The sequence below is a fragment of the Bergeriella denitrificans NBRC 102155 genome (assembly GCF_001592185.1).
Lineage (GTDB): Bacteria > Pseudomonadota > Gammaproteobacteria > Burkholderiales > Neisseriaceae > Neisseria > Neisseria denitrificans.
This window is the reverse complement of record NZ_BCWL01000026.1, coordinates 1-14,359: the sequence shown is the minus strand read 5'-3', so window position 1 is coordinate 14,359 and position 14,359 is coordinate 1. Positions and strand designations below refer to the sequence as shown.

13 protein-coding genes are annotated in these 14,359 nt (G+C 43.8%); 6 read left to right on the top strand and 7 right to left on the bottom strand.

Features of this window, described 5'->3' with window-relative positions; genetic code table 11:
- Positions 1 to 106: 106 nt before the first annotated feature.
- The gene (locus BDE01S_RS03090; protein WP_066077303.1) at positions 107 to 1,255 is read right to left on the bottom strand and encodes an extracellular solute-binding protein; all 1,149 of its coding nucleotides are present in this window, start codon (positions 1,253 to 1,255) and stop codon (positions 107 to 109) included.
- A 302-nt stretch (positions 1,256 to 1,557) separates the two neighbouring features.
- Between BDE01S_RS03090 and rpsT the strand changes: the two genes are divergently transcribed.
- The 5 genes from rpsT to aspS all read left to right on the top strand — a co-directional run bounded on the left by rpsT (position 1,558) and on the right by aspS (position 6,481).
- A complete protein-coding gene (gene rpsT / locus BDE01S_RS03085; RefSeq protein ID WP_066077298.1) occupies positions 1,558 to 1,821 on the top strand; it encodes a 30S ribosomal protein S20 in 264 nt (87 codons plus the stop codon).
- 240 nt (positions 1,822 to 2,061) lie between these two features.
- Complete coding sequence (locus tag BDE01S_RS03080; protein WP_066077295.1) at positions 2,062 to 3,198, top strand: phospholipase A; 1,137 nt, start codon at positions 2,062 to 2,064, stop codon at positions 3,196 to 3,198.
- Positions 3,199 to 3,422: 224 nt separating this feature from the next.
- Positions 3,423 to 4,109, top strand: coding sequence for a DUF502 domain-containing protein (locus tag BDE01S_RS03075; protein WP_066077292.1), 687 nt, complete (start codon positions 3,423 to 3,425; stop codon positions 4,107 to 4,109).
- 5 nt (positions 4,110 to 4,114) lie between these two features.
- Positions 4,115 to 4,633 (top strand): hypothetical protein, encoded by a 519-nt coding sequence (locus BDE01S_RS03070; RefSeq protein ID WP_156472594.1) that lies wholly within the window; start codon positions 4,115 to 4,117, stop codon positions 4,631 to 4,633.
- Between the two features lie 39 nt (positions 4,634 to 4,672).
- Positions 4,673 to 6,481 (top strand): aspartate--tRNA ligase, encoded by a 1,809-nt coding sequence (gene aspS, locus BDE01S_RS03065; RefSeq protein ID WP_066077283.1) that lies wholly within the window; start codon positions 4,673 to 4,675, stop codon positions 6,479 to 6,481.
- 125 nt (positions 6,482 to 6,606) lie between these two features.
- Here the strand turns inward: aspS and BDE01S_RS03060 are convergent, their stop codons facing one another.
- The 6 genes from BDE01S_RS03060 to BDE01S_RS11050 all read right to left on the bottom strand — a co-directional run bounded on the left by BDE01S_RS03060 (position 6,607) and on the right by BDE01S_RS11050 (position 13,749).
- Positions 6,607 to 7,113, bottom strand: coding sequence for a hypothetical protein (locus tag BDE01S_RS03060; protein WP_066077280.1), 507 nt, complete (start codon positions 7,111 to 7,113; stop codon positions 6,607 to 6,609).
- A 53-nt stretch (positions 7,114 to 7,166) separates the two neighbouring features.
- Positions 7,167 to 8,207: an IS1595 family transposase gene (locus BDE01S_RS03055; protein WP_066077277.1), complete on the bottom strand. Its 1,041-nt coding sequence runs from the start codon at positions 8,205 to 8,207 to the stop codon at positions 7,167 to 7,169.
- A gap of 409 nt (positions 8,208 to 8,616) precedes the next feature.
- The gene (locus tag BDE01S_RS03050; protein ID WP_066077274.1) at positions 8,617 to 11,358 is read right to left on the bottom strand and encodes a DEAD/DEAH box helicase family protein; all 2,742 of its coding nucleotides are present in this window, start codon (positions 11,356 to 11,358) and stop codon (positions 8,617 to 8,619) included.
- Positions 11,358 to 12,938 carry a site-specific DNA-methyltransferase gene (locus BDE01S_RS11055; protein WP_082790406.1) on the bottom strand — a complete coding sequence of 527 codons (1,581 nt, stop codon included), beginning with the start codon at positions 12,936 to 12,938 and terminating at the stop codon, positions 11,358 to 11,360. Before BDE01S_RS11055 ends, BDE01S_RS03050 begins: the two co-directional genes overlap by 1 nt.
- Positions 12,920 to 13,402 carry a site-specific DNA-methyltransferase gene (locus BDE01S_RS11655; protein WP_066077269.1) on the bottom strand — a complete coding sequence of 161 codons (483 nt, stop codon included), beginning with the start codon at positions 13,400 to 13,402 and terminating at the stop codon, positions 12,920 to 12,922. The genes BDE01S_RS11055 and BDE01S_RS11655 overlap by 19 nt, the downstream gene beginning before the upstream one ends.
- Before the next feature lie 17 nt (positions 13,403 to 13,419).
- Positions 13,420 to 13,749, bottom strand: a complete 330-nt coding sequence (locus BDE01S_RS11050; RefSeq protein WP_082790405.1) for a helix-turn-helix domain-containing protein — start codon at positions 13,747 to 13,749, stop codon at positions 13,420 to 13,422.
- Positions 13,750 to 13,877: 128 nt separating this feature from the next.
- Between BDE01S_RS11050 and BDE01S_RS11045 the strand changes: the two genes are divergently transcribed.
- Complete coding sequence (locus BDE01S_RS11045) at positions 13,878 to 14,198, top strand: transposase (RefSeq protein ID WP_218015849.1); 321 nt, start codon at positions 13,878 to 13,880, stop codon at positions 14,196 to 14,198.
- The last annotated feature ends 161 nt before the right edge of the window (positions 14,199 to 14,359 follow it).

The following is a 14,359-nucleotide window of genomic DNA, read 5'->3' as shown; positions in this document are numbered from 1 at the left end:
CCTTGTCTCAATCTAAATTGAAACGACTATAAAATAAAAAAAAGCCGTCTGAAAAACAGACGGCTTTTTCTGATACTACTTTAAGTATGCTCAAAAATCACTCGGCTTAGTTGCTGCCGACTTTGATTTTCTGCCACAGGTTGACGGTCAGTTTTTTCGCGTCCGCGCTCATTTGCGGCATCACGAAACCGTCTTTCATGTCTTGCTCGTTCGGGAAGATGGAGCGGGTGGCAACCAGCGCGGGATCCATTTTTTCGCGTGCCGGCAGGCTGGCAGGTGCGAAGGTGACGAAGTTGCCGTTTTTGGCGGCGATTTCGGGATCGAGCGTGTAGTCGATGTATTTATGGGCGTTGACGATGTTTTTCGCATCGGCGGGAATCAGCCAGGATTCAATCCAGAAGCCCATGCCTTTCGGGGTCAATACATCGATGCCGACATTGTTTTTCACTTCTTCGGAGCGGGCTTTGGCCATGTTCAGGTCGCCGCCGTTACCGGCTGCCAGGCAAACGTCGCCGCGTGCCAACTCGTCAATCACCGACGGGCTGAAGCGTTTGATGTCGGGGCGGATGGCCTGCAGCACTTCTGCTGCGGCTTTGATGTCGTCAGGATTGGTACCTTTCGGATCTTTGCCCAGGTAGTTCAAGACAATCGGGAACATTTCGCTGGGGGTGTCCCACAGGGCGATGCCGCAGGATTTCAGCTTGTTGGTGTATTCGGGTTTGAAGAGCAGATCCCAGCCGTTTTCAGGCAGTTGGCCGCCCAGCGCTTCTTTACCCTTGGCGGTGATGGCCAGGGTGTTGACGCCGGAGAAGTAAGGCACGGCGTATTCGTTGCCCGGGTCGGCGGATTCCAACATTTTCAGCAGCTCGGGATCGATGTTTTTGTAGTTGGGAATCAGGTTTTTGTCGATTTTTTGATATGCGCCGGCTTCGATTTGGCGAGGCAGGAAGGCGATACCGGGCACAACGAGATCGTAGCCGGATTTGCCGGTGAGCATTTTGGCTTCCAGAGTCTCGTTGTTTTCATACAAATCGTAGGTCAGCTTGAGGTTGTTGGCTTTTTTGAAGTCATCAACCGTGGACTCGTCCACATAGTTAGACCAGTTGTAGATATTTAGAGTATCGGTAGCGGCGGCTTCGGCATTGGCAGCAGGCGCGTTGTCGGCGGCGGCTTGAGGTTGCTCGGCTTTGTTGTCGCTACCGCCGCAGGCTGCGAGTGAGAGGGCGGCCAAGACGGCTAATACGGATTTTTTCATACGGGTTGTTTTCCTGATGAAAGGGTTAGTAAAGAAAGACACACCTCCGCCCCAAAATACCCCGGCGGGGTGTAAGCCTATTGTAATGTAAGCTTGATGAAAAACAAAGCAATATCGGCAAAAACAGGGTAAATCCGTTTTCAGACGGCCTGCGGGGGCGGCGGCGCGGGCGGGGCAGGGTGTGGCATTTGGGGGAAAACGGCGGCGGCGGCGCGGCGCATTCGGAGAAAAGACTTGCACATAACGGTATTTGTCTCTAGAATTGCGCGTTTACAAGATTATTTTATTCAGGAGTTTGAAATATGGCCAACAGCGCACAAGCCCGCAAGCGTGCCCGCCAGTCGGTTAAACAACGTACCCACAACGCCAGCCTGCGTACCGCTTTCCGTACTGCGGTTAAAAAAGTATTGAAAGCCGTTGAGGCCGGCGACAAAGCCGCTGCTCAGGCAGTGTACCGCGACTCGGTTAAAGTGATTGACCGTATTGCGGACAAAGGCGTGTTCCACAAAAACAAAGCCGCCCGCCATAAGAGCCGTCTGTCTGCCAAAGTAAAAGCCCTGGCTTAATCTTTGCTGCAGGCCGCGGTATGGTCGGATAAGCCGGGCGCAGGCAGGGCATCAAGCCTTAGGCTGCTTCGGTTGGAAGACTGTATGCGGTATTCCGTGTCGGTGCGCCCTGCACCCGCGTGATGCAAGTGCCCCTGACAAACCCGGTTTGATATTCAGGGGCATTGCTGTATCTGCCCGATTTGTTCCGATTTTCAGACGGCCTGCCGTCTGAAAAACATTCTTAAAGCCTTTTTGCACATGAAAGCTACCGCCTATTTCGCATTCGGTGCGGCTTTGGCCGCTGCCTTGCCCGCATGGGCATCGGAAACGCCCGCGCTGCAGTGTACCGCGATTGAAGACAATGCCCTGCGCCTGGCCTGTTACGACAAAATCTACGCGGCGCAGCTGCCGTCGCGTCAGCCGCTGCCGCAGAGCGCACAGGCCGATATCAAGTCGCCCGTCGATTTGCGGGAGAGCGTCAGCGCCAGCTTGGAAAACAAGGAAACCACCATCGTATTCGACCGGCGCGATGCGTTGCCGGAGCAGGATTTGCAGACGGCTGCCGAGGCTTATACGCCATTGAGCGTGATGTACGATTTGGATAAAAACGACGGTCGCGGCCTGCTGACCGTGCGCGAGCACAATCCGATGTATCTGATGCCCGCCTGGTACAACAGCAGCCCCAACCGCGCGCCGCAATCGCCGACGCGCGGGGCGACCACAGCCGAAAAATTCGGCGAACAAAAACGCTTGGAAGCCAAGATGCAGGTGTCGTTTAAAAGCAAGTTGATGGAAGACTTGTTTAAAACGCGCGCCGATTTGTGGTTCGGCTACACGCAGAAATCCGATTGGCAGGTGTATAACCAGGGCCGCAAATCCGCGCCTTTCCGCAATACCGATTACGAGCCGGAAATTTTCCTGACCCAGCCGGTTAAAATGGATCTGCCTTTCGGTGGCAAGCTGCGTATGGTCGGCGCGGGCTTTGTGCATCAGTCCAACGGCCAAAGCCGCCCAGAATCCCGCTCCTGGAACCGCATCTACGCCATGGCCGGCGCGGAGTGGGGCAAGCTGACCGTGATTCCGCGCGTCTGGCTGCGTACCGATGTGGACAACGGCGATGACGACGACAACCCCGATATCGAAGATTACATGGGCTACGGCGATTTGAAGCTGCAATACCGCTTCAATGACCAGCAGAATATCTATTCGGTGATGCGCTACAACCCGAAAACCGGCCACGGCGCGGTGGAAGCCGGCTACACCTTCCCGATTAAGGGCAAGCTCAAAGGCGTGGTGCGCGGTTTCCACGGCTACGGCGAGAGCCTGATTGACTACAACCACAAGCAAAACGGCATCGGCATCGGCTTGATGTTTAATGATTGGGACGGTATTTAAGCCGGTAGCGGCATTTTTCAGACGGCCTAAATGCGGCAGAAAAGCACGCAGGCCGTCTGAAAAACGAAACCGGCCTGTGTATAGCCGTACCAAATTAAAATGGGAATAAGGCGCAGCAACGCTGTATCAATCCCACAGGGCGACGATAAAAAACACTCGTTTCTTACCTTTCATGCGCGTATAATGTCGCGTTTGCGCGGTATTTTCCCACGGATAAAAAAGACATGGCAGAGCAACCGGCCGAGGGCGGCAAAGCCGCCAAGGCATTGAAAAAATACTTGATTACCGGCGTATTGGTGTGGCTGCCGATTGCGGTCACCATTTGGGTGATTACCTACATCATCTCGGCGTCGGATCAGCTGATTAACCTTTTGCCCGCACATTGGCAGCCCAAGCAGCTGCTCGGCTACAATATTCCCGGCCTGGGCGTGATTGTGGCCGTGATTGTCCTGTTCATTACCGGCCTGTTTGGCGCGAACGTATTGGGCAAGCGCATCATTCAGGCGTGGGACGCCTTGCTGGGGCGGATTCCGGTGGTCAAATCCATCTATTCCAGCGTGAAAAAAGTGTCCGAATCGCTGCTTTCCGACAGCAGCCGTTCGTTTAAAACCCCCGTGCTTGTGCCGTTTCCGCAGCCCGATATCTGGACGCTGGCCTTTGTGTCCGGCCAGATTCCCGAAGCCCTGCAGCGCGGCCTGCCGGAAGGGGATGAATATGTTTCCGTGTATGTGCCGACCACGCCGAACCCGACGGGCGGCTATTACATCATGGTGAAAAAAAGCGACATCCGCGAGCTGGATATGAGCGTGGATGAAGCGCTGAAATATGTGATTTCGCTGGGCATGGTGCTGCCGGACAAGCACGCCGTAAGTGTTCGTGTGACAGTTAAAGAAGATAATTTAAAGATATAAATTAGGTGGCTATGGAGTATCTGAAACAAATCTTTTTTTTCTTTCAGGAAAAAGAGTGGGATAATCTTATTATATTTATCATAATAGGGGCGGCATTCAGTCTAGTCACTCCCTATCTACTGATGTTGGTCGATACGATTTTTTCTGTGCCTCTGGACTTTTTGTTGAGAGGAATTGGTGCGAAAGATTTTTCTAAAGAAGTATCTAACTATACGAATTATTATACATATAATTTTTTTATTAAATTTTTGATGGATGTAGTTGTTGGGTTGATTATATTCTGGATATTTATCGGAAGAAATAAAAAGTTTCAAGATGCTAAAAAGGATTTGACGACCATCTGCCAAATTGACATGTTGATTTTTAGAGTATGTAGACCCTCCAAAGAGGGTATGATTGCAAGAATCAAAGTTTATGGGCTTTGGTTTTTGTTCATTATTATAATGAAATTATGTATTACCCCAGTGATTATTAGTTTTTTTAGGAAAGGGAACGTGCTAATATCCAATATGCTGGTATTTTAAAATAATATTTGTTCAATGAAATTTGAGAAGGTTTAACTTATGCGTACCAATTATTGCGGCTTAATCAGCGAGCAATATTTAGACCAAACCGTAACCGTTAAAGGTTGGGTACACCGCCGCCGCGACCACGGCGGGGTGATTTTCATCGACCTACGCGACCGCGAAGGCATTGTTCAAGTCGTAATCGACCCCGATACGCCCGAGGCTTTTCAGACGGCCGATTCCGCCCGCAACGAATACGTTTTGAGCATTACCGGCCGCGTGCGCAACCGCCCGGAAGGTACGACCAACGACAAAATGGTGTCCGGCAAAATCGAAATCTTGGCCAAAGAAATCGAGGTTTTGAACGCTGCCGCCACGCCGCCGTTCCAAATCGACGATGAAAACATCAGCGAAAACGTGCGCCTGACCAACCGCGTCATCGACCTGCGCCGCCCCGTGATGCAGCGTAATCTGAAGTTGCGTTACCAAGTGGCCATGGGCGTGCGCCGCTATCTGGACGAGCAGGGCTTTATCGACATCGAAACCCCGATGCTGACCCGTTCTACTCCCGAAGGCGCGCGCGACTACCTCGTGCCCAGCCGCGTGCATCCGGGAGAATTTTTCGCATTGCCGCAATCGCCGCAGCTTTTCAAACAACTCTTGATGGTGGCCGGTTTTGACCGCTACTACCAAATCACCAAATGTTTCCGCGACGAAGATTTGCGTGCCGACCGCCAACCCGAATTCACCCAAATCGACTTGGAAACCTCGTTTTTGAACGAGGATGAAATCATGGACATCGCCGAGAGCATGGCCAAAAAAGTCTTCAAAGACGCTTTGGATGTCGATTTGGGCGACTTCCCGCGCATGCCTTATTCCGAAGCCATGTTCTACTACGGCTCCGACAAGCCCGATATGCGTATCAGCCTGAAATTCACCGAGCTGACCGACCTGATGAAAACGGAAGAATTCAAAGTCTTCCGCGGCGCAGCCGACATGAAAGGCGGCCGCGTGGCAGCCCTGCGCGTACCCGGCGGCGCGAAATTGAGCCGTAAAGAAATCGACGAATACACCAAATTCGTCGGCATTTACGGCGCCAAAGGTTTGGCTTATATCAAAGTCAATGACGTGACCAACCTGAGCAACGGCGAAGACAGCGGCCTGCAATCGCCGATTGTGAAATTCCTGTCTGAAAACGCCCTGAAAGAAATCATTGAGCGCACCGGCGCACAAAACGGCGACATCATCTTCTTCGGCGCGGACAAAGCCAAAATCGTCAACGAAGCCATCGGCGCCCTGCGTATCAAAGTCGGCTTGGAACACGGCTTGGAGAACGGCTATTTCGTCAATGAATGGCGTCCGCTGTGGGTGGTCGATTTCCCTATGTTCGAATACGACGACGAAGCAGACCGCTACACCGCCGTACACCACCCGTTTACCGCACCGAAAGCAGGCCATGAAGACCTGATGGCAACCGAGCCGGAAAAATGCCTGGCACGCGCCTACGACATGGTGTTGAACGGCTGGGAACTCGGCGGCGGCTCCATCCGTATCCACCGCGCCGACGTACAGGAAAAAGTGTTCGCCGCGCTGAAAATCACACCGGAAGAGCAACAGGAAAAATTCGGCTTCCTGCTCGACAACCTGAAATTCGGTGCCCCGCCGCATGGCGGCCTGGCCTTCGGCCTCGACCGTTTGGTGACGCTGATGACCGGTGCCGAATCCATCCGCGACGTGATTGCCTTCCCGAAAACCCAACGCGCGCAATGTCTGCTGACCAACGCGCCGAACGCGGTTGACGACAAACAACTGCGCGAATTGAGCTTGCGCCTGCGTCAAAAAGCAGCAGAGAGCAAAGAAGCGTAATTGCATAAGAATAAAGCGGTATTATGTAGCAGTTGCACAAACCCAAAAATCAACCACTTAGCGATAAAAAACACCTTTAGTTCATATAAACTAAAGGTGCTTTTCATTCATCTGTATGAACAATTTTACAATTCTATTGCGTCCTCAAAAAGCAATCTTTTATCTTCTTCACTTAGATTGAGTTTAGCTACTCTTTTTTCTCGTTCTTTTTCCCACAACAAATCTTCCATAATTTGCGGATAGGCTTTTTCAGCTTGGGCGACATAATCTGTTTGTGTAAGATATTCTCTTACTTGAGCAGGGCATTGTAAGTTACGTTCATCTTCTGCAAAGCTGACCTCAATAATCGTCATATTGGGGGCAGTATCACTATGCATAGGTGCATCAAGGTTTATTCTAAAAACTGCCACGACTACTTGATTATCTGCGATTTCATACGCACCATAAAAGGTGAAAAAGTCTTGCGGTAGGCGTTCAACGTGTTTAGCAAGCGTTTTTAAATCCTTGAACAAGGACATATAATTGCCATTGCTATTTACATCTGAATAAAGTTGGGCAAGTCCTCGCATAAATTCTTGAAATTGCTCATAAGACATTTTGCTTAAATCGGCATTAAGGATAGATTGTGTCATTGGGTGTTCCTCTTTATATTGAAGTGAAATGGATGTTTTATTTCAGATTTTATTTAAATAGTTTCCGTCAGGCTTGCCAAACCAAATACAGCTTCACCTTTCTTGTTACCTTGCCAATATCCCGTAAAATCTCGTGAAGGCAAGGCATTTAAGCAACAGTTTAGTAGTTGCTCAAATTTCTCTTTTACGCTTTTTCGTCTATTATCTTCACGCCAAGCCATCTCATTAGCGTAGTACATCAGATATTTATTTTTCATCTTATGGTAAATGCCTGTAATCGCTCGTCTTAGTCTTGCGAAAAAGGATTCTGCAAGGTTGTTGGTAATACCTTCTATTGAACAGTATTCCTGTGAATGATTGACACGCCATAGGTCATAATGGAATGTCAGGCTGTCATACGCAGGATTTTCATCAGCGTAAATCGTGCTTTGGGGCTTGACTAAGCGTTGAGTTAAGTCGAGTATATCTTGCGTATTTTCCTCTTTTATTAACGCAACAATAGTACGGTCAGCCCCTTTCATTACCGCTTGATTGGCGGCACGTTGACGAAATACCAATACACAAGACTTATCTTCACGCTGATAACGTTTCTTCCGTCTATCTATCCGCTTGTGACGGAAGTTTTTAGGACGGATATAGTAATTCGTATAAGCCCCATCAATATGTACTTCACCCTTGAGCGGTGTTAAATCTTTGGCTTTATCTAAACCTTCTCGAAATTTATGCAGTAGTACCCAAGCTGTTTTATATTGCACATTCAACTTATGAGAAAGTGAAATAGCGGATAATCCCTTACTTTCTGTTGTAAACAGCAAAATGGCAATAAGGATTTGTCGCAACGATAATTTATGATACTGAAAGATTGTGCCTGTGGTTATCGAAAAACGATATTGGCAATGTTTACATTGCCATTGTTGGCGAGTTTTAATGAAGTAAGCACTATGGCGAGTATGGCAACGAGGGCAAATTTGTTCGTTATCTGAAAACCAACGAGCATTTTTGAGTAAAGCCAGTATTGCTGAATCAGATAGCCCAACCACTTGTTCAATAGACAAGTGGCGAGCTTTTGCTGATAACAGAAAATGCTGTGCCATAACAACAAAAATCCCTTCATTAGAACTCTGAATTTTTAAACCTTTTTTGGCTTAAAAGATAAAAGTCATAATGAAGGGACTATTCTCTGTGGGCAAAAAGATATTATTTTATAGGGTGCTTGTCAAGCACTTTCTTTTGTCAAGTGTTTTTTGAAATTTTTTGCATTTTGATTTGAATATAGTTCAGAAAAGGGACGAAGACTGTCAAGCGAAATTTTTTAATGCGTTTAATTGCTGATATTTTAAACATTGTTGAGTGATTGTTTCATAAAAATCTTCCTTGCGTGTACAAATGTTCAGAATCAAATACTAGAAAAATCGCCAATCTGGAAATACAGATTGGCTTGGAGAGGTTTGTTCCTTAAACACTATACTAAATACCCAGATATGCACTCATAGTAAATAGGATTTAAGTAAGCATCTGAAAAGCAGTAGTAAATTTTATTTCTTCATTTTCATAAAACGGCAACCCAATCAATCTATAATGCGGTGTGTCCTGTTGCAATATGCGATCTTTGCCGTATTCATCAGTAATTGCTTGTAAGAAAGCTTCTTTCCATTGGTCTTTTTCTACTAAGTGATCACCTTTTGGCTCAATGAAAATTTGGTAATGCAGAAAATCTTGCATGCCGTTAGCGGTAGATTTTACTTTATCTTTTAACAGCAAAATAAAATCTGGCATAAATCCTTCGCCATCGGTGAAATTGCTTAGTTTCAGTACTTCTTCATTGCGTAATAAATGCACATCATATTTCGTTTGTAAATTTCCCATTCGGTGAGCAATAAAGGTAATTAGGTCTTCTTCCAACTTTGTGCCAGCAAAATGATCAAGAGCATACCACGAATGTTGTGTTACATTTGGCTTCACCTTGTCTTTATCCACCCATTTTTCTTTTGGCTGACCAAAAATCTCCCACAATTTTTTCGGGGTGAAAGCTTTGCTGCCGATAAATGGCGTATGGGTTTGTTGCAAGTGTTTTTCCACTGCTTCTAACGCTTTCAAACATGCGTTTAATTTATCGTCTGAGGAAATCTCACCATAGCCATCCAGCCCTAAAAATTCCACTTGCCAATCTTTGAGCAGAATCGTTTGCAATTCAGCACGGCTGATAATGCCTAATTTTGTTTGCAAGCGCTCGAAATGGAACAAAGAATTACTATTTTTGCTTTTAATATGAATTGCTTTGGCGAAAATATGCTGTTCAATTTCTCCTAAAGTTAAAATTTCTGTGCGGTTTTCTTCTATGCCCAATTGCTGCACTTGTTCGGTGGTTTCATCGGCAGTGAAATGTGTTTCTTGCAGCACTTTGCTGTTATGCACTATGATTTTTAACACTGGCTTTAAGTCTTGCAAACTTGCCGCATTATTTGCCTTCGCATTCGGGTTAGGTACTTTTTTATTCGCCCAAATCAGCAAATTTCTAAAACTGTCATTCTCGGCAAGTTCAGGCTTAAGTGCAAATTTTAGTTTCACTTTGTTGTTACTAGTTTCAGATAGATAGCCATCTTTGCGTAATTCGTCTTTCAGCTCGGAAATATAGCGAGATTGCTCATCAAAGGTGTAATAAAACAATTCTTCTAAAATTTTCAGCTCGTGTTCAACACCCTCAAATTTTCGTTTATTCGGTAATTTGCCTTCAAAAGCAAAGGGATAATAACGCACACCACGCCCAATCAGTTGCTTTTCAGAAACAGTTGTGGCGGCAGTTTTGCCTGATCGTTTATTTGAGCCACCACCATTTTGCCCTTCATACAATCTCACAATGTCGAACAAATTCAGCACGTCCCAACCTTCGGTTAGGCGATCTACTGTGAAAATAGCTCGCACAGGGTTATCTGCTGCTTCCAAGTTATTCAGCAGTTTTTCAGTTTCCACATCGGTTTTTTCTTTCTTGGTTTTGTTGGTTTGTGAGTTGGTGATAATCACATTATGCGGCTGATAATTTTCCTGCACCCATTTTGCCAAGTGAGCGTGGCTTAGTCCTTGTGCCTGCATAAAACGCAAAGCCTGTTCAGTGCGTGTTTTACCTTGCTGATTGGCGTTTTCCGCATCATTCAACTGGCTGGAAAGTACAGTCAAAAAAGTAAAATCTTCGGCATTTGCCTGCTCCGTCCATTGTAAAAATTGCTCATAATCAGCACGAGATTCATCAATAGTTTTACTGCGAAATAGCATAACTGGCTTGAAGTTAGCAATGCCATATTTTAAGGCAAGTTGATGGCGATACCACGCAAATAGCAAGGCATGTAGCACACGTTCTTTTTTCGGCAATTGCGATGAAACAAGGTTAATGTCCTTGGTGTAGCCCGCTTGCAAAAATGCTTTCAACGGGAATTTAGTAATGATTTTATCGGCATATTTTCTCGCCACGTCTTCACTTTCAGGCAAGGTAGCGGTAAATTCCAGCAACACATTTTCACTTGGCTTACCATTTTTGCGTAACAGCAAATCTAGTACCAAATGTTCCCAGCCTTTGCGTTCGATTTCATCATCGCTCGCCTTGCCATTCAATTCCGTGCTTAAATCCAACGGCATTTGTTTTTTACTTTTGGTCTGTGAGTTTAAATGATGGGCTTCATCGCCTAACATCACGAGTTTCAACTGATGTAAATCTGCCAAAGTGGTTTGATTTTCTCGTTCAATATGTACATCATTATACAGCTTTTGAATGCTAGTAAATTTAATTTCAATGCCATTTGGATTCGGACTAAACGTCTCCACTTTTTTTATGGGAATCACATTATCACCCAGCAAAATTTTTGGCTGAAATAAATATTTATAATGCAAGCTGTCGATAAAATTGTTTTCGGTTTTATCCACAATATTATTTTGATTCACAAAAAATAGAAAATGACGATAGCCTTTTTCAAAATAATAAAGTATCAGTGCAGCCATCATCATTGTTTTGCCTGCTCCAGTTGCCATATTAAATAGCAAATGGGTTGGTTTATTTTTTAATTCTGGAAAATCTTTAAAGTTTTTGGTTCGTTCAAAAATCAGAAAATTTTCCAATGCCGATTTTTGCCAATCAAAAAACGGATATTTTAGGTTTTGGTTGACAAATTTAGGAATAGTTAATTTCTCTTCATCGCCGTCGTCTAAATAGATCTCCTTACGGCGTTCAATAATATCAAATAACGTCTTTTCCATTATTTCATTCCGTAAAATTCTAATGTTAAATCTTTATCTTCTTGATTTAATCCACACTCAAATTGGCTATCATTCATATCAGACACATTTATATAAAGTTGATTTAAATCCAACATTTCCAACATCATCTGCTTTTGTTCATCTAACGTTAAGGCTAAAAATTCGGGTTCTTGGCAAATTTCATTGGCAAATTTTTGCACGTTGACGTTATATTTTAAGAAATATTTGTCACACAATTCGGTAAACAAGCGGTCTAATTCCACCCAATTATCGCAAGCCAAAATGGCGGCTTTCGCCTGTGCATTCCACTCACCTAATTCGCAATAGACAAATTCGCCACCACCTTGCCAGTTTATCTCTTTAGAAATACCACCTTGCTCGCCGTCAATCACTTTTTTTAACCGCTCCACTGCAAGGGTTTCCACATAATCCATCTGTTCGATGCCAATATATTGTCGCCCCATTTTATGCGCCACAGCAGCGGTTGTCCCTGATCCGAGGTGGTAGTCAAGGACGATGTCAGATTCGTTTGTAGCTGTATTGATTAAATACGAAATTAGACTTTCAGGCTTTGGATATTTAAAAAGATCTTTTTGAAATAACTCAAATAGTTCTTTTTTGGCATCTTCATTTGTCCCTACACCACATTCTATTTTACTAATGAAATTAGATGGCTTTTTATTGCGCTCTCCTTCTCGAATATAACGAATAGCAAATTTTTCAGATTTAATAATAAAAGTTGTATTATTTTCAATTTCCTTTGTTATTGTGCTTTGTGTCCATTTGAAATTACCTGATAATTTGAAAGGAGTACTATTCCAACCATTACAAACAACTAACTCACTTTCCAGCGTTGTTTTATCTTTTTTAGCAGGATAATAAATTCCGTCAGGAATTTTAAATTGTACAGAAAAAGCAGGAAACTCTAAGGTATTTAAAGCATTACTTTCGTTTAATAAAGGCATATCTCCACCTTCAACTATACCCCCAAATAGTCCTTCAAATGTATTTTTACGATAACATAAAACATACTCTAATTTTTTTCTGACATTTTTGGATAATGATGGTGGAGTAGCTGTTTTCATCCACATAAAATAAGCAATGAAGTTTTCTTTTGTAAAAATATCGTCCATTAACAATTTAAGATGTGCTAATCCATCATCATCAATTGATACAAATATAACACCATCATCTGTTAATAATTCTTTTGCAATCTCTAATCTATTTTTCATAAATGTTAGCCAAGTAGATAACTTAAAATTAGAGTTATAAGCAAAACTATCTTCCGCCTTAGTTTTTCTAAAATAATACGGTGGATCAATATAAATCAATTTTACTTTGCCCCGAAATTGCGTGGCGAGAGAATGCAGGGCAATAAGATTATTGCCTTTAATAATGAGATTTTCAGTAGGTGTGCCGTCAGTGCGACGTTTGATTTGTGTAACGGCACTTTTACCGTCTTTAGTGTAGCGAGAAAAATGAGTAAGAGCCTTGGGATCAAATAAACGGTCTATTTCATCAAATGCTAATACTTGATTGAAAAAAATTTCTTGACGTTTCGTTATTTGTTTAGTGTACAATTGAGCTGAGCTGAGCTGAGCTGAGCTGAGCTGAGCTGAGCGTCCTTATTGCGTTCAAAATACACTTCTTTACTTTCTTCTGAACTTTGCCCCCCTTTTAACACGCAGTCTTTAAATGGAAAATCTAGCACAATATCACTACTATCTTTCAAAAAACGGTTACCGTCAGTTAAACCAATACGGTTTTTGTATTTGGTGTAAGAATGACTAACTTTGTTTTGCGATAGAAAGAATTGGAAATCGGCTTTTTTGAAAACAAATACCCCAGCCACTTCTACAAAAAAACGGCGTTTTAGTTCAGCATCATTCAACAATGCAGTCATTATATCAGGATCGTATTTTTCTAATTTATCTAGCAATAAATTATGTGCTAATTCCATTTTATCATCATTAACCCAAATACCATCGCAAGGATACAAAGAATTTTTCAGGGTGGAAAGAAGTTTATTTTGTTTTTTGTTCATAATAAAATACTCTAAATTTATTCAGTTGAAATCGCTTTGAATGCTACCTTCATTGCATTTTGCACAATTCCGGGCATTAAACGATAGTAAGTAATCAGTTGGTTTTCTTCGTCTGAAAATGCATCTTTTGGTACGCCTTTAAATATTTCTCCTTCCCATGAAATCAACCAGTTTAGATCGACATTAAAGGTTTGACTAATTTTAGAAAGAGCTTCTAAGTTTGGTTCTCGCTCACCACGCACATAGTTGTACATTGAACGATAAGGAATATCGCATTGTTCTGCAAAATCTTTGATATTGAGCTGTTTCAACTCAATTAGTTGATTAAGGCGCTTTGAAATGTTCAATTGAATAACTCCACTTGATTTTATTTGTTCAATATGGTAACATTTTCTTAGATTGGTTACTCAATAAGGTAACTTGTTGGAGTTGTTATTCTATCTGATTATCACCTAATAGCAAAGATGTATATTGTATGGCTCAACACTTCCTCCTTTCCGCCAAAGCTCGCACGCTTTCGCCTATCAAGATAGCTCGTCTATCGGATAGCGAGGCCCACGCTCGGCTTATGGAAGCACGTTGGAACAGTACAATCGAACAAATTTGCCCTCGCTGTGGTATTAAACATCAAGCCTATTTTATCTCCACTCGTAAACAATGGCGATGCAAACATTGTAAACATACATTCAGTATTACATCGGATACTATTTTTGCCAATCATAAGTTACCTATTCAAACTTACTTATTTGCCATTGCCCTATTTGTTAACGCAGTAAAACGGCCTTTTATCCGTTAATCAAAAGGAAGAAAGATGGTTACCCATACCGTTATAGTCAGTGACCGCAGCCGTGACAATATCAAAGTCTATACCAAAGAGCCGGCATTTTTTGTGATTGCGGATCGCGAAGATATCAACAGTTTGAGAAATTTGGAAGAAGCCAACCGTGCGGGTATATA